Genomic DNA, 25,281 nt, shown 5'->3' on the forward strand with positions numbered 1-25,281 from the left:
GGTTCCGCGGCCCCTGCTTGCATGAAGAGTTCAGCGGCGTAACCAGTGGGCGTATTTCACCAGTGGGGGCCGCGGGACTGGCTTTGCCAGACCGCAGGCGCCGCCCCCTCGAGGGGGAACAGGCTACACGCAGTGAGCCTGGACGGGGGTGGCTTATAGATCGCCCGGCGAAGCCGGTTCCGCGGCTCATGCTGGCCTGGCCGGCTCGCTTTGCATCGCCTTTTCTGGTGCCCTCAGGGTATCGGGGCAGCGGCCTTGCGGTGTTGTCCGACACCCGCCCGCAGCCTGTGCTGGTACTTTGAAGCTTCGATTTCTGGAGCACTCATGGCAAAAACCAACACCAGCCCGACACGCGCCAAAACCGGCGAAGGCGCGACGGTGCCGCATCCTCCGCACAGCGAGCCGGACGATGAAGCGGATGGCAACGATGCCAGCACCTTGATTGAAAACCCGGTGAAGCCCGGAAAGGCCGGCAAGCTCAAGCAGCACAGCTTTCCTGACGGCGGCGGTAGCGGCGGTGCCGAGGCTTTCCGGCGCGGGCCGGGCCGGGGTAAGCCTTCGCCCGGCGTTTGATTGGGGTTTGGCCAGCGTTTGATCGGGGTCTGATGAAACTCGCGACCTTTAACGTCAACGGCATCAAGACGCGGCTTCCGCAGTTACTTGACTGGCTGGCCAAAGAATCGCCCGACGCGGTCTGCCTGCAGGAGCTCAAGGCGCTGGACAGTGTGTTTCCCCAGGCCGACCTGCGGGAAGCGGGTTACAGCGCTTTATGGAAAGGCCAGCGTTCATGGAACGGTGTGGCGATTCTGGCCAGGGGTGAGGCGCCGGTTGAAATACGGCGTGAGCTGCCCGGCGATGCGTCAGATGACCACAGCCGCTATCTGGAGGCGGCAGTGGACGGCATCGTCGTGGCCTGCCTGTACCTGCCCAACGGCAACCCGCAGCCCGGCCCCAAGTTTGACTACAAGCTGGCCTGGTTTGAGCGGCTGCAGAAGCACGCGGCGGGGCTTTATGCGTCCGGGCACCCGGTGGCGCTGGCGGGTGACTTCAACGTGGTGCCGACGGACTTTGATATCTACAACCCCAAGTCCTGGCGCAAGGACGCCCTGTTGCAGCCCGAAAGCCGGGCGGCCTATGAAAAGCTGTTGGGGCAAGGCTGGGTAGACAGCCTTCGGCATTTGCACCCGGATGAACGCGTCTACACCTTCTGGGACTATTTTCGCCAGCATTGGCAGCGCAACGCGGGCTTGCGCATCGACCACATCCTGCTGAACGCTGAACTGGCGCCGCGCCTGAAAGCTGCCGGGGTAGACAGCTGGGTGCGCGGGCAGGAGCACGCCAGCGACCATGCGCCGGTGTGGGTGGAGCTGGGTGTGGCGCGTAAAGCTGCGGGCGCGGTGAAGAAGAAGGTGGCCAAAGTGGCGAGGCCGCGAGCGGCAGCGATGCCGCGCAAAAAAGCTCCGTAAGCCAATGCCGTGCCTTGCGGATTCGTTGCTATTAATTCAATAGCTGCCTGCGCAAGTCCCTATTGGTCTAGCGGCTGTTTTTGATCGCAGTCGCGGCGTCAGTCACCAGTTCAGGGCCCTTGTAGATGAGGCCGGTATAGATCTGCACGACGTCGGCGCCGGCCTTGATCTTGGAGACGGCGTCCGCACCGCTCATGATGCCGCCCACGCCGATGATGGGAAAGCCTTTGCCGAGTGCCGTGCGCAACTGGCCGATGACGCGGTTGCTGGCTTCCAGCACCGGGGCGCCGCTCAGGCCGCCGGCCTCTTCGGCATGGCGCATGCCTTTCACCGCGTCGCGGCTCAGCGTGGTGTTGGTGGCGACGACGCCGTCCATGGCGTGGCGCTTGAGCGTGGCGGCAATCACATCGACCTGGGCTTCATCGAGGTCGGGTGCGATCTTCACAAAAATCGGCACACGCTTGCCGTGCTGTTTGGCCAGGGTCTCGCGGCGTTCGGCAATGCGGCCGAGCAGGGCGTCCAGGGCTTCGTCGCTTTGCAGGGCGCGCAGGTTTTTGGTGTTGGGGCTGGAGATATTGACGGTGACGTAGTCCGCGTGCGGGTAGACACCGTCCAGGCAGGTCAGGTAATCGTCCACCGCGTTTTCAATCGGCGTGGCGGCGTTTTTGCCGATGTTCAGGCCCAGCAGCAGGCTGTTTGGCGCGCCTTGCTTGCGCACGCTGGATCGCTGCACATTGGCCAGAAAAGCGGCCAGCCCTTCATTGTTAAAGCCCAGGCGGTTGATGAGCGCGTTGGCTTCGGTGAGGCGGAACATGCGCGGCTTGGGGTTGCCCGGTTGGCCCAGAGGGGTGACGGTGCCGACTTCGACAAAACCAAAACCCATGGCGGCCAGGCCGTCGATGCAACGGGCGTTTTTATCGAGCCCGGCGGCCAGACCCACGCGGTTGACGAATTTCAGGCCGGCCAGCTCGACGGGATCGCTCACGCGGTTGCCGCAATACGCCAGCGACAGCGGCGTGCCCTGGGTACGCGCGAGCGAAGCCATGGTCAGCTCGTGGGCGGTTTCGGGGTCAAGCCCAAATAAAAAAGGGCGGGCCAGGGCGTAGGGGAGCAGGGACATTGGATAATTCGGCTTTTGGCGATGAGGCGATGAACCACCCGGGCAGGCCGGGCATGAAGCCTGATTGTCGCAAAACCCGTTTCGCCCCGGCCCCCCAAACACTCTTCAACACTTCCATGACTCAAGCCATGACCCAAGACGAACTCAAAACCCTGGTCGGCCAGGCAGCCCTGCACTATGTCGAGGAAGGCAGCATTGTGGGAGTCGGCACCGGCTCGACTGTGAACAAATTCATTGACGCGCTGGGCACCATGAAGGGACGTATTGCCGGTGCGGTGTCGAGCTCGGTGGCCTCGACGGAACGCCTGCAGGCGCTGGGCATCAAGGTGTTTGACGCGACGGAGGTGGACGAACTGGCGGTGTACATCGACGGCGCCGACGAGATCGACAACGCGGGTTATATGGTCAAGGGCGGCGGTGCGGCGCTGACGCGTGAAAAGATCGTGGCGGCCCAGTCGCGCAAGTTTGTCTGCATTGCCGACGAGTCCAAGCTGGTGCAGGCGCTGGGCAACTTTCCGCTGCCCGTTGAGGTGATTCCGATGGCGGCCAGGCGCATCGCGCAGCAGTTTGCAGCCATGGGCGGCACGGCCAACCTGCGGCTCAAGGACGGTAAACCGCTGGTCACCGACAACGGCCAGCACATCCTGGACGTGACCGGCCTGAAGATCGCCGACCCACTGGGTTTTGAGTCGCAGGTCAACCAGTGGCCGGGCGTGGTGACGGTGGGGGTGTTCGCCCACCAGAAGGCGCATGTCTGCCTGCTGGGTGCGCCGGGCGGGGTGAAGACGCTGGTGTTCTAGGCTGCTCTAGCCCCAGAAAGCAAAACGCCGGGCTGGTACCCGGCATTTTGCATTTTCAGAGCCCGCTCAGAATTTGATGCCGGCAGGGTTGTTGGCCGTGGCGGCGGGTGGTGCCGCCGGAGCAGCCTGCTGGGATGGTGCGGCAGGAGCGGCTGGGGCGGTGCCCGCTGCTGGAGATTTGCTCACGGCGACCAGGGGTGTAGGCGCGGGGCGCTGGTAGGTGGCTGGCAATATGGACGCAGCAGGGTAGCCCGCTGCATTCAGGTACTGCGTCCACTCTGCGTCCGAATAGCCTTTGAGTTGCTGGGCGGCTATGGTCAGAAAGGGTAGCGATGCATCGCCGCTCACCCGCTGCAGGGCCGCAATATCTTCATTGGTGCTAACGGTTTTCTCGCTGAAGGGAATGCCACGGCTTATCAGCATGGCACGGGCGGAACCGCAGGGAATACATTTTTCGTTGGTGTACAACGTGACCGGGTATTTGCTGACAACCTGTCGCAATTCGAAAGGAAGACCTCCGGATGCTGCTCCACCACTTGACGCTGCGTTGGCAGCGCTAACCTTGCCGCTACTTGCCGCCGGCGGTGGCTGGTCGGAAAAGGTTACCTTGCCGTCGGGTCCCACGATGCGGTAGACCTGCGCGTGCGACGGCAGCGCCATAAAAATTAAGCTTCCCCCAAGCAGCAGCATGGCCAGCAGGGCGTTGGGAGAGAAGGATCTAACAGCGTTTGATTTCATGGTTTCCCCAGTCAGTCTTGAATTTGAATTGAAGTGGCTTGGCTCAGGTGTTTCAAGCCATACCCTGGTGGCGCATCAGCGCGTCCAGCGTTGGCTCCCGGCCCCGGAAGGCCTTGAATGATTCCATGGCCGGACGGCTGCCCCCTGCTTCCAGGATGGCTTGCCGGTATTTTCGGCCTGTTTCTACATTAACGGTACCCGATCCTGTGCCGGCGTCAGTGTTTGTACCCGGATCGGCTGCAGGATGGGCGGACTCTTCAAACGCGGCATAAGCGTCGGCAGACAGGACTTCGGCCCATTTGTAGCTGTAATACCCGGCCGCATAACCACCGGAAAAAATGTGACTGAATGTATGCGCAGTACGGCTGTAGGCCGGGGCCGCAATGACAGCGACTTCGCGGCGCACCTCGTTCAGGAGATCCATCAGGTCGTCGGCTGGGTTGTGAGAGGTGTGCAGCAGCATGTCGAATAGTGAAAACTCGACCTGGCGCAGCGTCTGCATGCCGCTCTGGAAGTTTTTGGCGGCCAGCATCTTGTCGAACAGCTCGCGCGGCAGGGCAGCGCCGGTGTCCACGTGGGCGGTCATGTGCTTGAGCACGTCCCACTCCCAGCAAAAGTTTTCCATGAACTGGCTGGGAAGCTCGACGGCGTCCCATTCGACGCCGCTGATGCCGGAAACGTCCCGTTCGTTGACCTGGGTGAGCATGTGGTGCAGCCCGTGGCCGAATTCGTGGAACAGCGTGGTCACGTCGTCGTGCGTGAGCAGGGCTGGCTTGCCGCCCACGCCCTCGGCGAAATTGCAGACGAGATGCGCCACCGGGGTTTGTAGCTTGCCGTTGTCGGGGCGCAGCCAGCGGGTGCGCACATCATCCATCCAGGCGCCGCCGCGTTTGCCGTTGCGGGCGGGCTGGTCCAGGTAGAACTGGCCCACGAGCTGGCCGTTGCGCTCGATACGGAAAAACTCTACGCCAGGCTTCCACACGGGTGCCGAGTCCTTGCGGATGGCGACTTCAAACAGTGTTTCCACGATCCTGAAGAGGCCTGCCAGCACTTTGGGGGCAGTGAAGTACTGTTTGACTTCCTGTTCACTGAAGGCGTAGCGCGCTTCCTTGAGTTTTTCGCCGATGTAGGCGTAGTCCCAGGCTTGCGGGTCGGCCAGGCCTAACTGGGTGGTGGCAAAGGCGCGCAGGTCGGTAACATCCTTTTCGGCATAGGGTCGGGCGCGCCGGGCAAGGTCACGCAAAAACGTGATGACCTCGTCGGGGGACTTGGCCATCTTGGCGACCACCGAGACCTCGCCGAAATTACGGTAGCCCAGCAGCTTTGCCTCTTCGAGGCGCAGCGCAAGGATTTCCTTCATGATGGCGCTGTTGTCGAATTTGCTGAACTCGGGTGCGGCCTGGTCGCTGGCGCGGGTGGTGTAGGCCTTGTAAAAGGTTTCGCGCAGTTTGCTGCTTTTGGCAAACTGCATGACAGGCAGGTAGCTTGGCATTTTCAGGCTGAGGCGGTAGCCGGTCTTGCCTTCGGACTGGGCCTGGTTGCGTGCTGTTTCAAGCACGTCTGCAGGAATGCCCTCAACCTCGGCTTCTGTCGCGTAATAGGCAAATGCGTCGGTGGCGTCCAGGGCGTTCTCGCTGAATTTCTGGTTCAGCTCGGCCTGGCGTTCCTGGATCTCGGCAAAACGGTCGCGGTCGGCGCCCTTCAGTTCCGCACCCGACAGCACAAAGTTGCGGATGGCGTTTTTATGGGCCTGGCGCTGCTCGGTGTTCAGGGTGGCCACGTCGATGGCCTTGTATTTGGCGTAAAGGCGCTCATCGGCGCCCAGGCGGGTCCAGAACTCAGTCACGCGCGGCAGGGCGGCGTTGTAGGCCGTGCGCAGTTCCGGCGTGTCGGCCACGCTGTTGAGGTGGCTCACGGCGCCCCAAGCGCGGCCCAGGTTCTCGGTGGCCACGTCCAGCACGCCGGCGATACCGCTCCATGAGGCCGGAAAATCCGCTGCCGTGACATGCTCAAGGGCGCTTTCAGCCTTGGCCAGCAGCTCGTCGAGGGCTGGCGCCACATGCTCGGGCTGAATCCGGTCAAACAGGGGAAGGTCGGAGAAGTCGAGAAGGGGATTGGTCATGACGTACAGCTGTGGGCGAAAGTCTCGAATCTAAAGGCCTGGGGCTACCGGGCCAGGAAGAATGTGCCTGTCGGGGCGCTATCGGGGCAATTACCCCGTGCCTTGCGGGCGGGGAACTCAGCCCTGTGCACTCTTCTTGACGCTTTTCAATTGGGGTTTTTTGGCGCGTTTGACGGTGCCGCCGGGCGTGAGGCGCTGGTTGCCGAGCACGCGCAGGGTTTTGACTTCGGGGCGCTGGCCGTAGCGGGAGCTGTTTTTCAGTACCTTGACATCACGGGGGCCGGGCATGCGGTCTTCATTGACCTTCTTTTCCTTTTCCGGCATTGGGCGCCACAGGACCAGCAGCTTGCCGATATGCTGGATGGGGGCGGCGTTGAGTTCATCTGCCAGGTTCTGGAAAATCGCTTCTCGGCCGGCGCGGTCGTCTGATTGAACCCGCACCTTGATGAGGCCGTGCGCGTTCAGGGCCGCGTCGGTTTCTTTCTTGACGGCAGCGGTCAGGCCATCGGAGCCGATCATCACCACTGCGTTCAGGTGATGGGCATGGGCGCGGTGATCCTTGCGCTGGGCGGGGGTAAGTTGTATTTGAGCCATGACCCAATTATCGGGGGAGTCGGGAAGAGGACAATAGACCCCATGAAAGTAAATGCCAAGACCGACTTCAAACCCGGCACCCAGACCGACGCGAAGGCCGCTGCCAAAGCCGTATCGAAAGCCAGTGCGAAAGGGAAAAAGGTCAACAAGGCGTGGTTGCACGACCACATCAACGACCCCTACGTCAAATTGGCCCAAAAAGAGGGCTACCGGGCCAGGGCCGCTTACAAATTGAAGGAAATTGACGAAACCTTCGGCCTGATCCGGCCGGGGGACTGTGTGGTCGACCTGGGTAGCACGCCCGGGGCCTGGAGCCAGTATGTGCGGCGCAAGCTGTCACCCACCGGCGCGGCGGCGGGGGAGCTCAACGGCCGCATCATCGGGCTGGACCTGCTGCCCATGGAGCCGATCGAGGGGGTGACTTTTATCCAGGGCGACTTCCGGGAGGTGGAGGTGCTGCAGAAGCTGGAGCAGGCGCTGGCCTCGTCCGAAGGGCAGATCCGGGTCGATCTTGTGATCTCGGACATGGCGCCCAACCTGTCGGGTATTGAATCGGCCGATGCGGCCCGGATTGCCCACCTCATAGAGCTGGCCGTGGAATTTGCCCAGAACCGGATGAAACCGGATGGCACGCTGGTGGTGAAGCTTTTTCACGGCAGTGGATACGATCAGCTCGTGAAGCTTTTCAAGGACACCTTCAAGACGGTCAAGCCCCTCAAACCCAAGGCCTCGCGCCCCGGGTCGTCGGAGATTTTCCTGATTGGCAGAGGACTTAAAAGGCGCGCTGACGCTGCACAATGAGTGCGATACGGTGGCAAAAATCACCTAAACCCGCTTCAAACATGGGGCTGGCAGGGGATTACGCGGTTTTTGCCCTTGAAACGCCTAAAATCAGGCGCATGTGACTTTTGTTCTTATACCGGAGTAGTCCTTGAACAATCAGTGGTTTTCCAAAATTGCAATCTGGCTGGTTATCGCCATGGTGCTGTTTACCGTATTCAAGCAATTTGATCCACGCGGTAGCGCCGGCTCAAACTACCTGGGTTACTCCGAGTTCCTGGAAGAGGTGCGCGGCAAGCGCATCAAGCAGGCCACCATCGCCGAAGGCCAGGGCGGCACCGAGATTTCCGCAACCACGGTGGATGATCGCAAGGTTCGCACCACCGCAACCTACCTTGACCGCGGCCTCGTCGGCGACCTGATCGCCAACGACGTGAAGTTTGACGTCAAGCCCCGCGAAGAAACCTCCCTGCTCACGTCCCTGCTGATCAGCTGGGGCCCCATGCTGCTGCTGATCGGCGTGTGGATTTATTTCATGCGGCAGATGCAGGGCGGCGGCAAGGGCGGGGCTTTCAGCTTCGGTAAATCCAAGGCGCGCCTGCTCGATGAATCCACCAATCCAGTGACTTTTGCCGACGTGGCGGGCTGCGACGAAGCCAAGGAAGAAGTCAAGGAAGTGGTCGACTTCCTGAAAGACCCCGCCAAATTCCAGAAACTGGGTGGCCGTATTCCGCGTGGCTTGCTGCTGGTTGGCCCTCCGGGCACCGGTAAAACCCTGCTGGCCAAGAGCATTGCCGGCGAAGCAAAAGTTCCGTTTTTCTCGATTTCCGGCTCTGACTTCGTTGAAATGTTCGTCGGTGTGGGTGCGTCGCGTGTGCGCGACATGTTCGACAACGCCAAGAAAAACGCGCCTTGCATCATCTTTATCGATGAAATCGACGCAGTCGGCCGCCAGCGCGGCGCGGGCCTGGGCGGCGGCAATGACGAACGCGAGCAGACCCTGAACCAGATGCTGGTCGAGATGGATGGTTTTGAAACCAATGTCGGCGTGATCGTGGTGGCTGCCACCAACCGTCCCGACATCCTGGACGCCGCCTTGCTTCGTCCCGGCCGTTTTGACCGCCAGGTCTATGTGACGCTGCCCGATATCCGCGGCCGCGAGCAGATCCTGAATGTGCACATGCGCAAGGTTCCGCTCGGCCAGGATGTGAGCCCCGGGGTCATCGCCCGCGGCACGCCCGGCATGTCGGGCGCTGACCTGGCCAACCTGTGCAACGAAGCCGCCCTGATGGCTGCACGCCGCAACGCGCGCACCGTCGAGATGCAGGACTTCGAAAAAGCCAAAGACAAGATACTGATGGGCCCCGAGCGCAAGAGCATGGTCATGCCCGAAGAAGAGCGCCGCAACACGGCCTACCATGAGTCCGGTCACGCGCTGCTCGGCAAGATGCTGCCGAAGTGCGATCCGGTTCACAAGGTCACCATTATTCCGCGCGGCCGTGCACTGGGCGTGACCATGAGCCTGCCGGCGCAAGACCGCTACAGCTATGACCGCGAGTACATGCTGAGCCAGATCAGCATGCTGTTTGGCGGCCGTATCGCCGAAGAAGTCTTCATGAACCAGATGACCACGGGCGCCAGCAACGACTTTGAACGTGCCACAGCGCTGGCCCGCGACATGGTCACCCGTTACGGCATGACCGAGGCCCTGGGCCCCATGGTGTACGCGGAAAATGAAGGCGAAGTGTTTTTGGGCCGTTCAGTCACCAAGACCAACAACATGAGCGAGTCGACCCTGCAAAAGGTGGACGGCGAAGTACGCCGCATCATCGACCAGCAGTACGCCCAGGCGCGCAAGCTGATCGAGGACAACCAGGACAAGATGCATGCCATGGCCAAGGCCTTGCTCGAATGGGAAACCATTGACGGCGACCAGCTGGACGACATCATGGCCGGCAAGGAACCCCGGCCGCCCAAGGACTGGACGCCGCGCAATTCGTCGGTAGGCGGCGGTAGCGGTCCCAGCGGCGGTACACCTGCTGTCAGTACCGATCCGGCACCTACGGTAGCCTGATTCCTCCACAAGCATGAAGACGACTGCCAGGCAGTCATCACAACCGGGGCCAGTCCCCGGTTTTTTCATGGTGGAGAACATGGCTCCTGGGCTTGCCACTTTGTATGGCTTCGGCAACGCACCGTTCGTTGCGCGGTATTGCATTGCTTACCGGCCTGTGGTTTAACCCTTCATTCGTTTCGGGACATCCATCCATGATCTGGCAAACCTCCCGCTTTCAGATTGATCTGTCCAAGCCGCGCGTCATGGGTATCGTCAATGTCACGCCCGACTCATTTTCGGATGGGGGCAGGTATTTCACCCTCGGTGGTGGTTTTTCAGGCGTCTTTGCTCATTGTGAGAAATTGATCCGGGATGGCGCCGACATGCTGGACATTGGCGGTGAATCAAGCCGGCCTGGCGCACCGCCCGTACCACTGGAGGAAGAGCTTGAACGGGTGCTGCCTGTGGTTCGCCATGCGGTCAGCCTCGGTGTGCCGCTGTCGGTCGACACGTACAAACCTGAAGTGATGCAGGCTGTGCTCGACCTGGGCGCCGATGTCATCAACGACATCTGGGCCCTGCGCAAACCGGGTGCGGTGCAGGTGGTGGCGCAGCACCCGAATTGCGGTGTCTGTCTGATGCACATGCATCGCGAACCCCAGACCATGCAGGTTGCCCCCATGGAGGGCGATGTGGTACCGCAGGTGATGGCTTTTCTGGAAAGCGCCGCATCTGGCCTGCAGGCCGCTGGCGTTGATAGATCCCGCATCGTGCTGGATGTGGGTGTGGGCTTTGGCAAAACCGTAGCGCAGAATTTCGCGTTGCTCGCGCGGCAGCAGGAGTTCCTCGCCACCGGTTATCCGTTGCTGGCCGCCTGGTCGCGCAAATCGTCTTTGGCCGCCGTAACCAGCACCTCGCTCGCGACTGTCGCCCAGCTCGACGTGACCGACCGCATGGTACCCAGCGTAGCGGCCGCCTTGCTGGCGGTGGACCGAGGCGCCCGTATCGTGCGTGTGCATGATGTGCGTGAGACTGTGCAGGCCCTGAAGGTATGGATGGCAGCGCGCTAGCAGTTTTGTCGCTATCCGGCAAAGATGGCGGCTTTGGCCGACAAAGGGCTGTACGGGGCACCTAAAATAGGCCCCTGTTTCAAGAACAACAAGCTCCACAGGGACAAAACTCCATGACCAGAAAATACTTCGGCACCGACGGCATTCGCGGAACGGTGGGCCAGCCGCCCATCACGCCCGACTTCGTCTTACGGCTTGCGCACGCGGTCGGCCGGGTCCTTCGCAAGACCGAATCCCGCCCTACGGTGCTGATCGGCAAGGACACCCGCATTTCCGGCTACATGCTGGAAAGCGCGCTGGAGTCCGGCTTCAACTCCGCCGGCGTCGATGTAGTGCTGCTCGGCCCCTTGCCTACGCCGGGTGTGGCCTACCTCACGCGGGCCCAACGCGCCAGCCTGGGGGTCGTCATCAGTGCGAGCCACAACGCCTACCCTGACAACGGCATCAAGTTTTTCAGCGCGCAGGGCACCAAGCTCGATGATGCGTGGGAACTGGCCGTGGAAGCTGCGCTCGACGAGCCACCCGTCTGGGCCGATTCTGCGACTTTGGGCAAAGCCCGCCGTCTTGATGATGCGGCAGGACGTTATACCGAATTTTGCAAAAGCACCTTTGCCAATGACCTGACGCTTCGCGGTCTGAAGATCGTGGTGGACGGTGCCCACGGTGCGGCTTATCACATCGCCCCCATGGTCTTTCATGAACTGGGCGCTGAAGTCATTGCCATCGGCTGCGCACCCGACGGCCTCAACATCAACCACGAAGTCGGTGCGACGCACCCCGAGGCGCTGATAGCCAAGGTCAAGGCCAGCAAGGCGGACTACGGCATTGCGCTGGACGGCGACGCCGACCGGCTGCAGATCGTGGACGCCGAAGGCCGGCTTTTCAACGGCGACGAGGTGTTGTACCTGATGGTCAACGAGCGGCTGGCGCGTGGCGAGAAAGTACCCGGCACCGTGGGCACCCTGATGACCAATATGGCCGTGGAAGTCGCGTTGAAAGCCAAAGGCGTGGAATTTGTACGCGCCAAGGTTGGCGACCGCTATGTGCTCGAAGAGCTTGAAAAACGTGGCTGGCTGCTGGGCGGTGAGGGTTCGGGCCATCTGCTGGCGCTCGACAAGCACACCACCGGTGACGGCCTCATCAGCGCGCTGCAGGTGTTGCAGGCCTGTGTGCGCAGCAAGAAAACTCTGGCCCAGCTGCTCAGCGATGTGGTGTTGTTCCCGCAGACGCTGGTCAACGTGCGCCTCAAGCCCGACCAGGACTGGCAGAGCAGCAAACCCTTGGCCGACATGACCAAAACGGTGGAAGCCGAGCTGGGCAACACGGGCCGCCTGCTGATTCGTGCCAGTGGCACCGAACCGCTGCTGCGTGTGATGGTCGAAGCGCGCGATGCGGCCCAGGCGAAAAGTTGCGCCGAGCGGGTGGCGAATACGGTGCGGTCCTGAGCGATTTATTCAGGAAGATAGCGGCTGCAACTCTTTAAGGGCGGGCGCAAGCAGCTATTAAATCGATAGCGCTCTGTCAAGCAGGCTAGGAAGCCTCTACGGCCTCCATCAAGCGAGCCCGCTCATCCGGCGTGAGCACCTTGGGTGATACGCGTGGCATCCCATCATCCGGGTTAAAGAAGGGCGTGATCTTGTAGCCGCCATTGAGCCTCGTGCGTATCAGTGTCGCCATGAACCGGAGAATGGACACGCTGGTGCTGACCGGCATGGCTTTGGGGTTACCTTTGGCGCTCTTCATGCCGACTTTCATGCGCACAAGGCCGAAGGCGGCGTCGAGACTTGTTGACGGATCTTTCAGGCAGTTGTGCAGCAGGCCGACATGCGAGACCTTGAAGTCACGCGAGGTGTTGCCGATCGGTGTGTTGCAACAGCTGGCATACCAGCGCAACATGCCCTTGTCACTGAGCGACATGCAGGTGAGCGCCTCCTGGCCGTGGGTGAAGGTGACGTGTTGGGGCAGCGTGGCGACCACGTCCGATCCGCCCATTTCATCCAGAATCTCGTCGGCTTTGCCCAGAAAGTGGGCGTAGGCCTGGCAGTCTTTGCAGTAGCAGACGCCTCTACAGACAGTTTCGGTGTGGCTGACGTAGCCTCGTAGGGTGCCGCATCGGCATTGCAATGGATGGTTCATTCAGGAAGCTTGTTGTTTTTGAACTGATCCTCTTCGCAAGCATTCTGGCGCTTCTTCACGTGGAAGCCAATCTCCGATAGGGAACTGAAGTACCGGTTTGGCTCCATACCGCGTACCTCGGCAATCGCTACCTCAAAGGTATCCATGACTGGATCTTCACCGGATGCGAGCTCAAGTTTGTATTCGCCATTTTCGACAACGAAGCCAAACAGCCTTCGCTTATTGGGTCGAACAAAGCGCGGCTTCAGCCACGACCCGTCTTCTGCATAGAAGGAGAAAACCCCGTTCTCGACATCTATAGCCTCGTACCTACGCTCTGCTGCTATCTCGTTTTCCAGCACTGCAACCATGCCGTCTTCCGCAATTACGAACAGCATGTGAGGCTCCTGTCTAGGCGAAAAGTATGCGATGCCAGCAACCACAACACCACCGGTAACAGCAGCGCAGCAGCAACCACTTCCGAAAGAATAGTGACGTTGGCGATCAGGGGATGAAGTTCGATGGGAGCCAGTGCATAGTGGCCCAGGCCATCAAAGCCCATCACAGCGTACACAGCCATCAGCAGAAGGCCCGAGGCCATGAATCTCTTGCGTATCAGAAGCAGGCCGACCACACCCACAGAGGTGATAGCCGCCCACACCGCATAGACCTGTGCGCGTGTCAGCCAGGCCGGTAGGTTGGGGTATTCGCAGATGAACTCGGCGTTGTGGCTGAAGTGGCCAAGGCTGGTGAGGAAGTAGGCCGTAGTCAGTGCGAGAAGTATCTTTGGGATGTGGTTGAGTTGGAGCATGGATGCACTCTTTGAATGATCGACATGGATGATGCGTAAGCCCGCGCGTCTATTTTCCGAATCCGAAAAGCGGCATGGCTAAGGCAAAAGCGGACAAGAACAGTGCGATGAGGCCCAGGCGGCGAACCATGACGCGATTTTCGGCGAGGCTTCCGGGACGAAGCCTGGCTTGAACTGCCAGTCCCACCAGGAAAGCAGGGAAGGTCGCAATAGCCGCGCCAAACCACAAACTTTCAAACCAACGGGGGAACTGTGGAAATGCCAGGCCGGCAAGCGCACCAGCAATCTGCGCGCCAAACACGATCACTGTCAATGCGCGAACAGGCTGAAGGTCGGCCCACGAGTATTGGAAACCGAACTGGGATTCTTTCATGGGCGAGTCGATGGTTGGTTGAGCAGCTGAAGGGTGATCTGACCGATTCTATGGAGCTTTTACCTCGCATCAGATATTTCAGCGCTCTGCACCGGCTGGCTGAAGCGCCGTTGCGACACGTCCTGGAGAGACGGTGCCGCGCCGGGCATCGTCTCTTCTTGATCCTCAAGCCAGCGTATATGCCGTCTTCACCGTCGTGAAAAACTCCTGCGCATACTTGCCCTGCTCACGCGGGCCGTAGCTGGAGCCCTTGCGGCCGCCAAACGGCACGTGGTAGTCCACACCGGCGGTTGGGAGGTTCACCATGACCATGCCGGCCTGGCTGTGGCGCTTGAAGTGGGTCGCGTATTTGAGGCTGGTGGTGGCGATGCCAGCTGACAGGCCGAATGGCGTGTCATTGGCAGCGGCGAGTGCGGCCTCGTAGTCCTTCACCCGGATGATGCTGGCAACGGGACCGAAAATTTCTTCGCGGTTGATGCGCATGCCGGCGGTGCTTTCGCTGAAAAGCGCTGGTGTCATGAAGTAGCCTTCGGCGCCGCTGCCGGTGTGACAACGTACGCGGTCACCGCCAAATGACAAGGTCGCGCCTTCCTGCTGGCCGATGGCGATGTAGCTTAAGTCCTGCTCCAGCTGGGCTTGTGAAGAAACCGGGCCGATGTCGGTTCCGGCAGTCAGGGCGTCGCCCACCTTGATGCGGGCCATGCGTTCCTGAAGCGCCTTGACGAAAGCAGGGTAAATGCCTTCGGTCACGATGAGGCGGCTTGATGCTGTGCAGCGTTGCCCAGTGGAGTAAAAAGCGCTCTGTGCGCTGAGTTCCACGGCCTGGGTCAGGTCGGCGTCGTCCAGGATGACCTGCGGGTTCTTGCCGCCCATTTCGAGCTGCACCTTCTTGAGGTTTTTCGCGCAAACCTCAGCAATGCGGCTGCCCACGCCGACCGAGCCGGTAAAGCTGATGGCATTGACGCCCGGATGGTTGACCAGCGCATCGCCGATGACGCGGCCGGGCCCCATCACCAGGTTGAACACGCCCGCCGGAATACCTGAGCGCGAGATGATTTCGGCCAGGGCCCAGGCACTGCCTGGAACCAGGTCTGCCGGCTTGAGCACCACGCAATTGCCGAAGGCCAGCGCCGGCGCAATCTTCCAGGCCGGGATGGCAATGGGGAAATTCCACGGCGTGATCAGGCCGACGACGCCCACGGGTTCACGCGTGATTTCCACGCCGATGCCCGGGCGAACCGACGGCATGGTTTCACCGCCCAGGCGCAGGCATTCGCCGGCAAAGAATTTGAAGATGTGGCCAGCGCGGGTGGCTTCGCCAATGCCTTCAGGTTTGGTCTTGCCTTCTTCGCGCGAGAGCAGGGTGCCCAGCTCTTCGCGGCGTGCCAGGATTTCAGTGCCGATCTTGTCGAGCGCATCGGAACGGGCCTGGATGCCCGAGGTAGACCAGGCCGGGAAGGCGGCCTGTGCGGCCTGCACGGCGGCATCCAGCCCTGCGGCGTCGGCCTGTGTGTACTCGCCGATCACGTCGGCGAGATTACTGGGGTTCAGGTTCGGGCTGTAGCTGCTGCCGGCCAGCCATTGGCCGGCGATGAGGTTGTCGTGTTTGGTGGACATGAGGTGGCTCCAGAAGAAATCAGGGTTGATCAGGGGCGAGAGGGCGCGCAGGTTGCGGGAATGCCACAGGCGGCGCCACATCAATCGCGTAGAAACGCAAGGCGTTATCGCACATCATCGCATGTTGCTGGTTTGCCGGCAGGTGGTCCAGCATGCCGGCCACACTGCCAACCAGGTCCGGATAGTTTATGCGCAGGCCCGCCACCGGAAAGTTGCTGGCAAACATGCAGCGCTGCCAGCCGAAAATGGCCACCGTCTCGCGCACGATGCGCGCGTTTTCGTGCCAGTCCCAAGGCTGGCCGCGCAGGCCGAACTCGGAAAGCTTGACGTGTACGTTTTCCTGCCGGGCCAGCGTTTCCATCCAGCCGCGCCAGCGTTTGAGGCCTTCTTCGCTGCGGTCCCAGGCAAAGCCGTGGTGGTTCAGGGCGATGGGCACTTTCGGAAACATCGCTGCCACGGTAGCCGCTTCGGGCAAGTGCCAGGCGGGCACGCGCAGGTCCCACCGCAGGCCGAATTTCTCCAGCAATGAAAAGCCGCGCAGCCAGTTTTCGTGTTGCATGGTGCCTGCCTGCCCTTTGACGCTTTGGTCCGCTGCGGCCGATGTGACAGGTTTGCTGCGGATGCCGCGCACCAGCGGAAACTGCGACTGCGCAAGGAGGCATTCCCCGCTATCAGGCCGGTCAAACCAGGCGTGCGCCACGATGGCATTCGGAAACCCGTGCCTGGCGTTGACCTCATGCAGCCATGCAGTTTCTGCAACCTGCTCAAGGCGGCTGCGCTCGGCTTCCACATGCACGGTTGCCACCACGTCGCAAGGCCCTACAGCGGCCCGGTAGTCCGTTGCGAGGAAATCCCGGCAAATCGGCCGGTAGTCGCCAAGGAAGAAGGCGCCAGGATCGTACGCTTCCTGCAACCAGGGGTAGTGGCCTTTCGACAGGTCCCACAGGTGGTGATGTGCGTCGACGACGGGCCCTGTAAACGCCTTCACAGGTGCGGGCAGTGAGGTGGGCGATGTGCCTGTGCTCTTCATGAACCGGGAGTGGATACAGACCTTGCTGAATCAATGCCGCCAGACGTAGGACGAATCAGGCTCACGCAGCGTCCTGATTTCCTGCTCGAACGCAAAGCTGTCCAGATTGAGGCGGCGCACCGTCTCGTCCTGAAACGAGATGTAGACCGCCCGGTCCACCGGGTGAAACGACAAGGCCAGCGGGTTGCTGGGCAAGGCAAAGCAGCGCTGCTCCTGCAGGTCCAGGCCGAATATCGACAGCGAATGCTCGCCCGAGTTGGTGGTGAGCAGCAGGTCCTGGCCTTGCGCGCCCTGGAAGCGGTAGACCCGGTTGGGGTCGCGCCGTGTCTTGCCTGAGGCTACGACTTTCATGCTGGCTGTGTCGACCGCGACGATGGTGTCGTCTCCGCGGTTGGCCACGTACAGCAGCGACTCGTCAGCCGACAGCACATTGCCCTCGGGCACCGGGCCGGGCATCATGGCGACCGGTGTGAAGGTCGGATCGTTCGGCTTGATTTTGGTGACGGTGTTCGACAGCAGGTTCAGTGCATAAGCTGTCTGTGCATCTTGCGTCAGCGCAAACAGGTGCGTCTTGTAGCCGCCCGAAGACACAGCCAGGTCCGGTACATGCACCTTTGCCGGGTCTGAAAAGCGCAGCAACACGTTGTGCGCCTCAGACATCACGAACAGGCGGCCCTGGCCGTCCACTGTTAAGCCATGCGGCCGGTAATACGGCCAAAGGTTCAGGGTGGCCACATGCTCGCGTTTGTCCAGGTCAATCACAAAGACCGAGTGCCCACCTGCGTCTCCCAGATGGCTGGCGGTTTCGATGCCGTAGTGGCCCACGTAAGCAAGCCGGCGCACCGGGTCTACCGTGAACTCGTGCGGAAAGTTGGGCAAGACGATGTGTTCTTCCGTCTGGCCGGTGGCCAGGTCGTAAAAGCTGAAGGTATGGGCGCATTTCTGCACCAGCAAGAGTGTTTCCCGAAGGGGCATGGTTGTCCTGAAGATGGGGGAGCCTGAAAGGAAACAGAGAAAGAGAAAGAAAGAGAGAGAAAGAGAACGCGTGAAGAGGCCGGCCAAAGCCGTTTACCTGCCCCAGCGTAGCACCAGCGGGTCCAGCCGCTGCGCGGTGGCGATCAACCCCTTGCGAACCTCAGGGTGCATGGCGGGAAACGGATGGCGCGGCGCTTCACAGGCGATCACGCTTCCTTCCTTCATCAAGGCCTTGGCCGTCAAGATGCCGCCCTGGCGGTTTTCATAGTTGATCAGCGGCAGCCAGCGGGTGTATTCGGTAATGGCTTCATCCCGCTTGCCGGCGACCCATGCATCCATGATCCTGCGAATGCCGTCCGGGTAGCCGCCACCTGTCATTGCACCGGTGGCGCCGGCTTCCAGGTCGGGTAGCAGGGTAATGGCTTCTTCGCCGTCCCACGGGCCTTCAATCGCGTCGCCGCCCAGCCGAATCAACTCGCGCAGCTTGGAGGCCGCACCCGGCGTTTCGATCTTGAAGTAGGCCACATTGCGGATCTCTTTGGCCATGCGTGCCAGGAAGGTTGCCGACAGCGTCGTGCCGCTGACAGGTGCGTCCTGGACCATGATGGGAATGTCAATGGCGGCCGACAGCGTGGCGAAGAACTCATAAGTCTTTTCTTCCGTCACGCGGATGGTGGCACCGTGGTACGGCGGCATCACCATGACCATGGCCGCGCCCAGGTCCTGCGCGCGGCGGCTGCGTTCGGCGCACACCCGGGTGCCGAAATGCGTGGTCGTCACAATCACCGGCACGCGGCCCGCTACGTGCTTGAGGATGGCCGCGGTGAGGACTTCCCGCTCGTCATCGGACAGTACAAACTGTTCCGAGAAATTGGCCAGGATGCACAGGCCCGTCGATCCCGCATCGATCATGAAATCAACACAGCGCTTCTGGCTTTCCAGATCGAGCTCGCCCGCATCAGTGAAAGTGGTGGGAACCACCGGGAACACGCCCGTGTATCTTGCTTTCATGCCGATCATTCGACGATGTTGAAGTCTTTGAGGAACTCGGTCTTCATCGTCAGGCCCAGGCCGGGCTTGTTGTCATCGAGCTGCAGGAAGCCGTTCTCCGCCACCGGTTCTCCGTCAAAGATGTAATAGAACAGCTCGTTGCCAACTTCCACGTCGAACATCGGAAAGTACTCGCTCATGGGCGAGGCGAGGGTGCTCATGGTCAGGTGGTAGTTGTGCATCTGCCCGGCGTGCGGAATCACCGGCACGCTGTACGCCTCGCACAACGCGTTGATCTTGTGCGCCGCCGTGATGCCGCCCACACGGTTGGTGTCGTACTGCACGACCGACACGGCTTTCTTGTCCAGCAGCTGTTTGAAGCCATAAAGGCTGAATTCATGCTCACCGCCCGAGATCGGGATGCTGGTGAGCTGATTGAGCTCGGCATAACCGTCGATGTCGTCAGCAATGACAGGTTCTTCCACCCAGCGCGGCTGAAATTTTTCCAGCTTGGGCAGCATGCGCTTGGCGTACTCCAGGTTCCAGCCCATGTAGCACTCCATCATCAGGTCGTTGTCGTAACCAATGACTTCGCGGATCGCCTCGACGGCTTTCAGGTTTTCAGCTACGCCCTTGGTGCCGTGCGCCGGGCCGTAGCCAAAGCGCGACTTGAACATGGTGAAACCCTGGTCCAGGTATTTCTGCGCTTCGTCCTGCATGGCCTTGATGTCGGTGCGGTAGAGCTTGGAGTAGTAGCAGGGAATCTTTTCCTTGGTGCGGCCGCCCAGCAGCTTGAACACCGGCTTGTTGACCGACTTGCCCAGGATGTCCCAGATCGCCAGATCCACCGCGGAGATGGCGGCCATGGTCACACCCTTGCGGCCCCAGGCGTGGGTGCTGCGGTACATGCGCTGCCACAGGTATTCGTAGTCCCAGGGGTCCTGGCCCAGCACCAGCGGCGTGAGGTACTGGTCGATGATGGCTTTGGCAATGTGCGGCGCCAGCGCCACGTTGCCCAGGCCGACGATGCCATCGTCGGTTTCGATTTCGACCACCGTCCAGGAGTGGAAGCGGAAAGTGCTCATGGACTCTGTCTTTGAGTAGACCAGGTCCATGGCGTTGGAGCAGAAGTTGCCTTGTGGTGGAACGGTCTTGCCTTTCCACTCGAATACACGTGCGCGAACTGATTTGATCTTCATTTAAAGGTCCTGTGTGAGATGAATCTTTCGAGCCCTCCCCTGGAAGGGGAGGGTTGGGGTGGGGTGAGCCGTATTACTCTCTTTGGGGAGGCGCCGCCAGGCGTCCTCCCATGCGGCAGGCGATGCGAAAAGCGTTGAGCGTGGCGTTGACATCGGCCACGCCCTGGCCGGCGATGTCATACGCTGTGCCATGCGCCGGCGTGGTGATGGGCACCGGCAGGCCACCCTGCACGGTGACGCCCTTGCTGAAGCCCATGAGCTTGATGGCGATCTGGCCCTGGTCGTGGTACATGGTGACGATGGCCTGGTACTGGCCGGCCTGCGCTTTCAGGAAGATGGTGTCGGCCGGGAAGGGGCCGTCTACCGGCACGCCGCCGGCTCGCAGTTCGGCCACCGCCGGTTCGATGATGTCGATTTCTTCGCGGCCGCAGACACCGCCGTCGCCACCATGTGGGTTGAACGCCGCCATCGCTACTTTGGGGCTGTTGTTGCCGCTGGCCTTGAGCGATGCGTAAATCAAGCGGGTCGCGTCGACGATGCGCTCCTTGCTGAGCATGGCCGCTGCGTCTTTCAGCGGAATGTGCGAAGACACACGCGCGGTCCACAAGTCGCCCAGCGTATTGAACTCGCAGAAGTAGCCGGTCACGCCCAGGTACTCGGCAAAGTGGTGCAGCTCGTCTTCATGCTTCAGGCCGCCCAGCTTCATGGCCTGCTTGTTCAGGGGGGCGAAGCAGATGGCATCGACCTCGCCGCGTTTGGCGCCATCCATGCAGAGGTTGAGTACCTGCAACACTGCCGCACCGCAGGCGGCCAGCGCCTGGCTGCGCTGCACTTGTGCCGGTTGAATCGTGTCTGTGGGCAGGAAGGCCGGCAGGCGTGTGTCGGCGCGGCCGCGCACTTCGGCCAGACTGGTCACAGCTTGCGTTGCCACCGTCTGCTTTGCCATGAGTTGGCCCTGCTGCCAGAGCCAGGCATCACCCAGTAGCACGATGTTGGCGCTATCGGTGATGCCGGGCTGCGACAGCAGCCGGGCGATCAGCTCAGGGCCTATGCCCGCTGCGTCGCCCAGCGTGAGGGCGATCACGGGCTTGTATGCAGGCGTTGGCGTGTTGCTCATGGCGTCGGTCCAGTCAGTGAAGTCGGTTTGTCGGGCTCAGTCGAGCTTGATGTTTTTCTTGGCGATCAGGTCACCATAGCGCTTGTTCTCGTCATTATGAAATTGCGCGAACTGCGCCTGCGTCATGGGCGTCAGGTCCGCGCCGATGGCGCCCAGGCGGGTTTGTGTTTCCGGCATCGCCAGGACCTTGGTGACCTCGGCGTAGACACGCTCCTGCACCGCCTTGGGCGTGGCTGCCGGCATGTAGATGCCGTACCAGGCGCTCATCTCGACACCCTTCACGCCGGCTTCCGCCATGGTCGGCACATTGGGAAGCTGCGGGTTGCGTTTGGCGCTGGCCACCGCCAATGGTTTGATGCGGCCGTTCTTGATCTGGCCGATCACCGAGGGCATGGTGTCAAAGCTCAGCTGCACCTGGCCGCCGACGAGGTCGATCAGCGCCGGGCCGCTGCCGCGATAGGGGATGTGCGTGATGAAAACGCCGGCCTGGTCCTTGAAGAGCTCGGCCGCGATGTGTTGCGTGCTGCCCGAGCCGCTGGTGGCGTAGTTGAGCTGGCCGGGTTTTGATTTGGCCAGCTTGATGAGCGACTGCACCGAATCTACCGGCAGGGCGTTGTTGACCACCAGCACATTGGGCACCGCGCCGACAAACACCACGGGCACCAGGTCCTTGTTGTTGTCATAGCCGAGTTTCAGCAGGTGCGGGGCAATCGCATGCGCGGTCGAAACACCCATCAGCAGGGTATGGCCGTCGGTCGCCTTGGCCGTCAGGTCGGCCGCCAGCGTGTTGGAGGCGCCGGGGCGGTTCTCGACCACCACCGGCTGCTTGAGCAGGGGCCCCAGCCGGTCTGCGACCGCGCGGGCCATGGCGTCGGTGCCGCCGCCGGGGGCCGAGCCCACCAGGATGCGTACCGGCTTGCTGGGCCAGTCTTGCGCCAGCGCGGGGAAGGCGGCGGCCATCGCGGCAGCCGCCAGCAGCGCCGGGAGGAATGTGAAGGGTTTCAGGCGGGGCATTGTCTTTGTCTCCGGGTCTTTGTGCGGGAAAGCTTGAACGAATGCCTCGATGGTAGGGATGGCAACACTTAACGTAAATTGAAAATACCTGATTATTTGATAACCTATGGTGATCAATTGAATTGACCCCCTGAAAGACCGCCGATGCCCGACACTTCACCTGGCTCCTCCATTCCCCAGCTGCTCAACCGTCTGCGCATGCGCCAGGTCGCACTCATCCTGGCCGTGGGTGAACACGGTACCTTGCGCAAAGCTTCTGCGGAACTGGGCATGACCCAGCCGGCCGCCACCAAGATGATCCAGGAGCTGGAGTCCGCGCTGGGCCAGCGCCTGTTCGAGCGGGTGGGGCGCGGGCAAAAGCTCACGCCGGCCGGCGCCAGCGCATTGCGCTATTTCCGCGGCATGCGCGGTTCCATCGAGTCCATGACCCGTGAGCTGGCCGAGCTGCAGCTGGGCAGCTCCGGTCGGGTGTCGGTCGGCAGCATCATGGCGCCGTCGCCAAACTTGTTGACACACGCGATCATCGCGCTCAAAAAAGCTTACCCGCTGCTGTCGGTCGATGTCATGCTGGACACCAGCGACCGGCTGTTCGAGCTGCTGCGCGAAGGCGTGCTTGACGTTGCCATCGGGCGCATTCGCGACGAGCACCGGGCTGACTACGCCTTCACCCCGCTTGAAAATGAGGCGCTGGCCGTGGTGGCTGGCGTGCACCATCCGCTGGGGCAAAAGAAGGCGGTGAAGTTTGCCAGCCTGCTGGACTACCCATGGATATTGCAGCCCAAAGGCAGCCCGATGCGTGAGGTGCTGGAGCAGGAGTTCCGCATGTTGCAGGCGCCCACGCCCAAGGGCCTGATCGAAACCGCGTCCATCCTCACGACGACCAACCTGATTGCCGAAACCGACATGGTGGGCGTCATGCCGCAGTCGATTGCCGAGAACTACGCCCGGCATGGCCTGCTCAAGATCCTGCCCTGCTTCATCCAGCACAAGATGGAAGCGTTTGGCTCCATCACCCGCAAGGACAGGCCGATGAGCGACGCGGCACGGTTTTTCCTGGCGGCGCTGCACCAGAAATAGCCGCCGGAGGCCGATGGCAATCCGCTGCGGAGAAATTTCCTGAAAATTGCGGGCCTTGGTCCACGGAGTGAGCGCCGGCCGCTATGAAATATGCGTCAATGCCAGCGAAGAACAGAAATTGAAATCGGCGTGTGTGGTCATGGATGAACACTCCATGACCTGGATCAAGCTTTTGCCCCGTGCCATTGCTTACGCTTGGCGTATTGCCAACATTGGAAGCACACATGCCGAATCTTCAATGGTCAGACGCCCTCGTGCTCGGACTCCCCCTGATGGATGACACTCACCGGGAGTTTGTCGAGTTGCTTGCGCTGGCAGAAAACGCGGCGGATGATGCGTTGCCGGGCCACTGGCGAGCGCTGGTGGACCACACCGATGAGCACTTCAGCCGCGAAGACCGGTGGATGCTGGACACGCGGTTTTCATCCTCCAATTGCCACACTGTGCAGCACAAGGTGGTGCTGCAGGTCATGCGAGAAGGCTTGCTCATGGCCCAGGCCGGGGATTTCACGTCTTTGCGCCATATGGCAAGGGAGCTCGCTCTGTGGTTTCCGCAGCATGCGCAGACCATGGATGCCGCGCTGGCCCTGCATCTGCGCGGTATTGGCTACGACCCGCTAACGGGAGTGGTGAGCATGCCGCAAGCTTTGCCCAGGGACACCATACACGGTTGCGGTGGCCTGAGCTGTTCTGATGGTCAGGCGCTTTAACACACCGCATAAACGCGGCACGCTGTTGGGTCCGCTGGGTCATGCAATTTATTGCCCCGTTTGCCAACCCCCGCCCAGCGACTGAATCAGCGCCACCGCCGTGGTCTGGCGGTCGGCCATGGCTTGCACCAGTGCGCGGCGCGCGCTCAGCGCGGTGGCCTGGGCGGTGATGACTTCGGTGTAGCTCACCTGGCCGCTGCGGTAGCGGTTGAGCACCTGCTGCTCGACCTGGTCGGCGGCCTGTGACGCCTGGCGGCGCAGTTCCTGCTGGGTCAGCAGCACGCGTGTAGCCGACAGCTGGTCTTCCACGTCCTGGAAGGCGGCCAGCACGGCCTGGCGGTAGCGCGCCACTGCCTGCTGGTGGGATGCCTCGGCGCCTTCCACGCGTGCGCCGGTGGCTCCCGCATTGAAGAGGACTTGCGCGGCCGAGATGCCGATGGACCAGACGCTGCTGGAAGCCTTGAAGAGGTCCGCCACCCGGCTGGCGCCCTGGCCGGCCGAGGCGCTCAGCGACAGGCTGGGGTAATAAGCACTCTTGGCGATGCCGATCTGTTCATTGGCAGAGGCCACGCGGCGTTCGGCGGCGGCAATGTCGGGGCGGCGCTGCAGCAGCTCGGACGGTATGCCGACCGGCACGTCAGGCACTGAAGGGTTCCAGGCCACAGGGACAATCGAAAAATTGCCAGGTGCTTCGCCGACCAGCACCGCGATGGCGTGCTCCAGCTGGGCGCGCTGGCGCACCAGGCCGGCGTCGTCGGCCTGCGCGTTGGCCAGCTGTGTTTGCGCCTGCAGCACATCGGTTTTGGCGGCAATGCCGGCGTTGTAGCGGTTCTGCGTGATGTCCAGCGCGCGCTTGTAGCCGTCAATCGTGTCCTTGAGCAGCGCCTTTTGTGCGTCTGTCTGGCGCAAGGACAAATAATTGGTCGCCAGTTCACCCTGCGCCGACAGTTTGGCCGAAGCCAGGTCGGCGGCGCTTGCCTGTTCGCTGGCTTTCGCGCCGTCCACGGTGCGGCCCAGGCGGCCCCATACATCGGGTTCCCAGCTGCCGCCAATGCTGAGCTGGTAGTTGTTGCCCACGCGGCCACCGACATTGTTGCCCGTCGTGCTGCTGCTACTGCTGCCCGAGCGGCTGGCGCTGCCATCCAGCGAAACCGTCGGGAACAGCGATGCCCGTTGCTCGCGCACCAGGGCGCGCGCCTGCGCGTAGGCGGCAACAGCCACCGCCACGTTCTGGTTGGACACTTCCACACGCGATGCCAGCTGGTCCAGTACCGGGTCCTTGAAGAGTGACCACCACGGGCCGCGCTCCAACGTATCGGCGGGCATTGCCGCGACCCAGCCTTGCGCTTCCTTGTAGGTGCTCACGTCGACCGTGGCCGGGCGCTGGTAGTCGGGGCCGACCGCGCAGCCGCCAACGGCAAGCACCAGCGCAGCGCACAGCAGGCGAAGCTGAAAGCGTGAACGGTATGCGGGGTGAGTGTCGGAAAAGTGTTTCATGGCGTTGTCA

The 25,281-nt window shown here is 61.7% G+C and carries 25 protein-coding genes; 9 read left to right on the plus strand and 16 right to left on the minus strand.

Annotated features, from left to right (window positions below; translation table 11 throughout):
* Positions 1 to 324 precede the first annotated feature (324 nt).
* Both AC1DY9_RS17610 and xth read left to right on the plus strand, forming a co-directional pair.
* Positions 325 to 573 (plus strand): hypothetical protein, encoded by a 249-nt coding sequence (locus AC1DY9_RS17610; protein WP_457278734.1) that lies wholly within the window; start codon positions 325 to 327, stop codon positions 571 to 573.
* 32 nt (positions 574 to 605) lie between these two features.
* On the plus strand, positions 606 to 1,466 hold the full coding sequence (gene xth / locus AC1DY9_RS17615; RefSeq protein ID WP_457278733.1) for an exodeoxyribonuclease III: 861 nt from the start codon (positions 606 to 608) through the stop codon (positions 1,464 to 1,466).
* 67 nt (positions 1,467 to 1,533) lie between these two features.
* Here the strand turns inward: xth and AC1DY9_RS17620 are convergent, their stop codons facing one another.
* Positions 1,534 to 2,586 (minus strand): quinone-dependent dihydroorotate dehydrogenase, encoded by a 1,053-nt coding sequence (locus tag AC1DY9_RS17620; RefSeq protein WP_477667177.1) that lies wholly within the window; start codon positions 2,584 to 2,586, stop codon positions 1,534 to 1,536.
* 128 nt (positions 2,587 to 2,714) lie between these two features.
* On the opposite strand from AC1DY9_RS17620, the gene rpiA reads away from it, so the two are divergent.
* Entirely contained in the window at positions 2,715 to 3,386 is a 672-nt protein-coding gene (rpiA, locus tag AC1DY9_RS17625) for a ribose-5-phosphate isomerase RpiA (protein ID WP_457279766.1), read from the plus strand.
* 66 nt (positions 3,387 to 3,452) lie between these two features.
* Here rpiA and AC1DY9_RS17630 read toward each other — a convergent pair whose 3' ends face one another.
* From AC1DY9_RS17630 to AC1DY9_RS17640, 3 genes are all read right to left on the minus strand, one after another.
* Entirely contained in the window at positions 3,453 to 4,124 is a 672-nt protein-coding gene (locus AC1DY9_RS17630; protein ID WP_477667178.1) for a glutaredoxin family protein, read from the minus strand.
* A 52-nt stretch (positions 4,125 to 4,176) separates the two neighbouring features.
* Positions 4,177 to 6,246, minus strand: a complete 2,070-nt coding sequence (locus AC1DY9_RS17635) for a M3 family metallopeptidase (protein ID WP_477667179.1) — start codon at positions 6,244 to 6,246, stop codon at positions 4,177 to 4,179.
* A gap of 117 nt (positions 6,247 to 6,363) precedes the next feature.
* Entirely contained in the window at positions 6,364 to 6,840 is a 477-nt protein-coding gene (locus AC1DY9_RS17640) for a YhbY family RNA-binding protein (RefSeq protein ID WP_477667180.1), read from the minus strand.
* A gap of 42 nt (positions 6,841 to 6,882) precedes the next feature.
* On the opposite strand from AC1DY9_RS17640, the gene AC1DY9_RS17645 reads away from it, so the two are divergent.
* The 4 genes from AC1DY9_RS17645 to glmM all read left to right on the plus strand — a co-directional run bounded on the left by AC1DY9_RS17645 (position 6,883) and on the right by glmM (position 12,191).
* A complete protein-coding gene (locus AC1DY9_RS17645; protein ID WP_477667181.1) occupies positions 6,883 to 7,641 on the plus strand; it encodes an RlmE family RNA methyltransferase in 759 nt (252 codons plus the stop codon).
* Between the two features lie 130 nt (positions 7,642 to 7,771).
* On the plus strand, positions 7,772 to 9,694 hold the full coding sequence (gene ftsH, locus AC1DY9_RS17650) for an ATP-dependent zinc metalloprotease FtsH (RefSeq protein WP_457278727.1): 1,923 nt from the start codon (positions 7,772 to 7,774) through the stop codon (positions 9,692 to 9,694).
* 194 nt (positions 9,695 to 9,888) lie between these two features.
* The gene (folP, locus tag AC1DY9_RS17655) at positions 9,889 to 10,746 is read left to right on the plus strand and encodes a dihydropteroate synthase (protein WP_477667182.1); all 858 of its coding nucleotides are present in this window, start codon (positions 9,889 to 9,891) and stop codon (positions 10,744 to 10,746) included.
* 113 nt (positions 10,747 to 10,859) lie between these two features.
* Entirely contained in the window at positions 10,860 to 12,191 is a 1,332-nt protein-coding gene (gene glmM, locus AC1DY9_RS17660; RefSeq protein ID WP_457278725.1) for a phosphoglucosamine mutase, read from the plus strand.
* 85 nt (positions 12,192 to 12,276) lie between these two features.
* Here glmM and AC1DY9_RS17665 read toward each other — a convergent pair whose 3' ends face one another.
* The 11 genes from AC1DY9_RS17665 to AC1DY9_RS17715 form a co-directional block, all read right to left on the minus strand.
* Positions 12,277 to 12,882 (minus strand): DUF6151 family protein, encoded by a 606-nt coding sequence (locus tag AC1DY9_RS17665; protein WP_477667183.1) that lies wholly within the window; start codon positions 12,880 to 12,882, stop codon positions 12,277 to 12,279.
* Positions 12,879 to 13,259, minus strand: coding sequence for a hypothetical protein (locus tag AC1DY9_RS17670; RefSeq protein WP_477667184.1), 381 nt, complete (start codon positions 13,257 to 13,259; stop codon positions 12,879 to 12,881). The genes AC1DY9_RS17665 and AC1DY9_RS17670 overlap by 4 nt, the downstream gene beginning before the upstream one ends.
* Positions 13,247 to 13,672 carry a hypothetical protein gene (locus AC1DY9_RS17675; protein WP_477667185.1) on the minus strand — a complete coding sequence of 142 codons (426 nt, stop codon included), beginning with the start codon at positions 13,670 to 13,672 and terminating at the stop codon, positions 13,247 to 13,249. Before AC1DY9_RS17675 ends, AC1DY9_RS17670 begins: the two co-directional genes overlap by 13 nt.
* A 49-nt stretch (positions 13,673 to 13,721) precedes the next feature.
* Positions 13,722 to 14,045 (minus strand): hypothetical protein, encoded by a 324-nt coding sequence (locus tag AC1DY9_RS17680; RefSeq protein ID WP_477667186.1) that lies wholly within the window; start codon positions 14,043 to 14,045, stop codon positions 13,722 to 13,724.
* A 165-nt stretch (positions 14,046 to 14,210) separates the two neighbouring features.
* The gene (locus tag AC1DY9_RS17685; protein ID WP_457278720.1) at positions 14,211 to 15,662 is read right to left on the minus strand and encodes an aldehyde dehydrogenase family protein; all 1,452 of its coding nucleotides are present in this window, start codon (positions 15,660 to 15,662) and stop codon (positions 14,211 to 14,213) included.
* Between the two features lie 19 nt (positions 15,663 to 15,681).
* Positions 15,682 to 16,692 (minus strand): amidohydrolase family protein, encoded by a 1,011-nt coding sequence (locus AC1DY9_RS17690; RefSeq protein ID WP_477667187.1) that lies wholly within the window; start codon positions 16,690 to 16,692, stop codon positions 15,682 to 15,684.
* A gap of 30 nt (positions 16,693 to 16,722) precedes the next feature.
* A complete protein-coding gene (locus tag AC1DY9_RS17695) occupies positions 16,723 to 17,667 on the minus strand; it encodes a YncE family protein (RefSeq protein WP_477667188.1) in 945 nt (314 codons plus the stop codon).
* A 93-nt stretch (positions 17,668 to 17,760) separates the two neighbouring features.
* The gene (locus AC1DY9_RS17700; protein ID WP_477667189.1) at positions 17,761 to 18,678 is read right to left on the minus strand and encodes a dihydrodipicolinate synthase family protein; all 918 of its coding nucleotides are present in this window, start codon (positions 18,676 to 18,678) and stop codon (positions 17,761 to 17,763) included.
* 5 nt (positions 18,679 to 18,683) lie between these two features.
* Complete coding sequence (locus AC1DY9_RS17705; protein ID WP_457278716.1) at positions 18,684 to 19,856, minus strand: L-rhamnonate dehydratase; 1,173 nt, start codon at positions 19,854 to 19,856, stop codon at positions 18,684 to 18,686.
* 73 nt (positions 19,857 to 19,929) lie between these two features.
* Positions 19,930 to 20,973, minus strand: coding sequence for a 4-hydroxythreonine-4-phosphate dehydrogenase PdxA (locus AC1DY9_RS17710; protein ID WP_477667190.1), 1,044 nt, complete (start codon positions 20,971 to 20,973; stop codon positions 19,930 to 19,932).
* 36 nt (positions 20,974 to 21,009) lie between these two features.
* Complete coding sequence (locus tag AC1DY9_RS17715; RefSeq protein WP_477667191.1) at positions 21,010 to 21,987, minus strand: Bug family tripartite tricarboxylate transporter substrate binding protein; 978 nt, start codon at positions 21,985 to 21,987, stop codon at positions 21,010 to 21,012.
* A gap of 144 nt (positions 21,988 to 22,131) precedes the next feature.
* On the opposite strand from AC1DY9_RS17715, the gene AC1DY9_RS17720 reads away from it, so the two are divergent.
* On the plus strand, positions 22,132 to 23,064 hold the full coding sequence (locus AC1DY9_RS17720; protein ID WP_457278713.1) for a LysR family transcriptional regulator: 933 nt from the start codon (positions 22,132 to 22,134) through the stop codon (positions 23,062 to 23,064).
* 224 nt (positions 23,065 to 23,288) lie between these two features.
* A complete protein-coding gene (locus AC1DY9_RS17725) occupies positions 23,289 to 23,774 on the plus strand; it encodes a hemerythrin domain-containing protein (RefSeq protein ID WP_457278712.1) in 486 nt (161 codons plus the stop codon).
* Positions 23,775 to 23,822: 48 nt separating this feature from the next.
* Here the strand turns inward: AC1DY9_RS17725 and AC1DY9_RS17730 are convergent, their stop codons facing one another.
* Positions 23,823 to 25,271, minus strand: coding sequence for an efflux transporter outer membrane subunit (locus AC1DY9_RS17730; RefSeq protein ID WP_477667192.1), 1,449 nt, complete (start codon positions 25,269 to 25,271; stop codon positions 23,823 to 23,825).
* Between the last annotated feature and the right edge of the window lie 10 nt (positions 25,272 to 25,281).

The sequence above is a fragment of the Polaromonas sp. P1_F6 genome (genome assembly GCF_056405695.1).

Excerpts from the sequence above, each read along its gene's own strand:
- AC1DY9_RS17610 (WP_457278734.1), top strand. The coding sequence starts at position 325 with ATGGCAAAAACCAACACCAGCCCGACACGCGCCAAAACCGGCGAAGGC.
- xth (WP_457278733.1), top strand. The coding sequence starts at position 606 with ATGAAACTCGCGACCTTTAACGTCAACGGCATCAAGACGCGGCTTCCG.
- AC1DY9_RS17620 (WP_477667177.1), bottom strand. The coding sequence starts at position 2,586 with ATGTCCCTGCTCCCCTACGCCCTGGCCCGCCCTTTTTTATTTGGGCTT.
- rpiA (WP_457279766.1), top strand. The coding sequence starts at position 2,715 with ATGACCCAAGACGAACTCAAAACCCTGGTCGGCCAGGCAGCCCTGCAC.
- AC1DY9_RS17630 (WP_477667178.1), bottom strand. The coding sequence starts at position 4,124 with ATGAAATCAAACGCTGTTAGATCCTTCTCTCCCAACGCCCTGCTGGCC.
- AC1DY9_RS17635 (WP_477667179.1), bottom strand. The coding sequence starts at position 6,246 with ATGACCAATCCCCTTCTCGACTTCTCCGACCTTCCCCTGTTTGACCGG.
- AC1DY9_RS17640 (WP_477667180.1), bottom strand. The coding sequence starts at position 6,840 with ATGGCTCAAATACAACTTACCCCCGCCCAGCGCAAGGATCACCGCGCC.
- AC1DY9_RS17645 (WP_477667181.1), top strand. The coding sequence starts at position 6,883 with ATGAAAGTAAATGCCAAGACCGACTTCAAACCCGGCACCCAGACCGAC.
- folP (WP_477667182.1), top strand. The coding sequence starts at position 9,889 with ATGATCTGGCAAACCTCCCGCTTTCAGATTGATCTGTCCAAGCCGCGC.
- glmM (WP_457278725.1), top strand. The coding sequence starts at position 10,860 with ATGACCAGAAAATACTTCGGCACCGACGGCATTCGCGGAACGGTGGGC.
- AC1DY9_RS17665 (WP_477667183.1), bottom strand. The coding sequence starts at position 12,882 with ATGAACCATCCATTGCAATGCCGATGCGGCACCCTACGAGGCTACGTC.
- AC1DY9_RS17670 (WP_477667184.1), bottom strand. The coding sequence starts at position 13,259 with ATGCTGTTCGTAATTGCGGAAGACGGCATGGTTGCAGTGCTGGAAAAC.
- AC1DY9_RS17675 (WP_477667185.1), bottom strand. The coding sequence starts at position 13,672 with ATGCTCCAACTCAACCACATCCCAAAGATACTTCTCGCACTGACTACG.
- AC1DY9_RS17680 (WP_477667186.1), bottom strand. The coding sequence starts at position 14,045 with ATGAAAGAATCCCAGTTCGGTTTCCAATACTCGTGGGCCGACCTTCAG.
- AC1DY9_RS17685 (WP_457278720.1), bottom strand. The coding sequence starts at position 15,662 with ATGTCCACCAAACACGACAACCTCATCGCCGGCCAATGGCTGGCCGGC.
- AC1DY9_RS17690 (WP_477667187.1), bottom strand. The coding sequence starts at position 16,692 with ATGAAGAGCACAGGCACATCGCCCACCTCACTGCCCGCACCTGTGAAG.
- AC1DY9_RS17695 (WP_477667188.1), bottom strand. The coding sequence starts at position 17,667 with ATGCCCCTTCGGGAAACACTCTTGCTGGTGCAGAAATGCGCCCATACC.
- AC1DY9_RS17700 (WP_477667189.1), bottom strand. The coding sequence starts at position 18,678 with ATGAAAGCAAGATACACGGGCGTGTTCCCGGTGGTTCCCACCACTTTC.
- AC1DY9_RS17705 (WP_457278716.1), bottom strand. The coding sequence starts at position 19,856 with ATGAAGATCAAATCAGTTCGCGCACGTGTATTCGAGTGGAAAGGCAAG.
- AC1DY9_RS17710 (WP_477667190.1), bottom strand. The coding sequence starts at position 20,973 with ATGAGCAACACGCCAACGCCTGCATACAAGCCCGTGATCGCCCTCACG.
- AC1DY9_RS17715 (WP_477667191.1), bottom strand. The coding sequence starts at position 21,987 with ATGCCCCGCCTGAAACCCTTCACATTCCTCCCGGCGCTGCTGGCGGCT.
- AC1DY9_RS17720 (WP_457278713.1), top strand. The coding sequence starts at position 22,132 with ATGCCCGACACTTCACCTGGCTCCTCCATTCCCCAGCTGCTCAACCGT.
- AC1DY9_RS17725 (WP_457278712.1), top strand. The coding sequence starts at position 23,289 with ATGCCGAATCTTCAATGGTCAGACGCCCTCGTGCTCGGACTCCCCCTG.
- AC1DY9_RS17730 (WP_477667192.1), bottom strand. The coding sequence starts at position 25,271 with ATGAAACACTTTTCCGACACTCACCCCGCATACCGTTCACGCTTTCAG.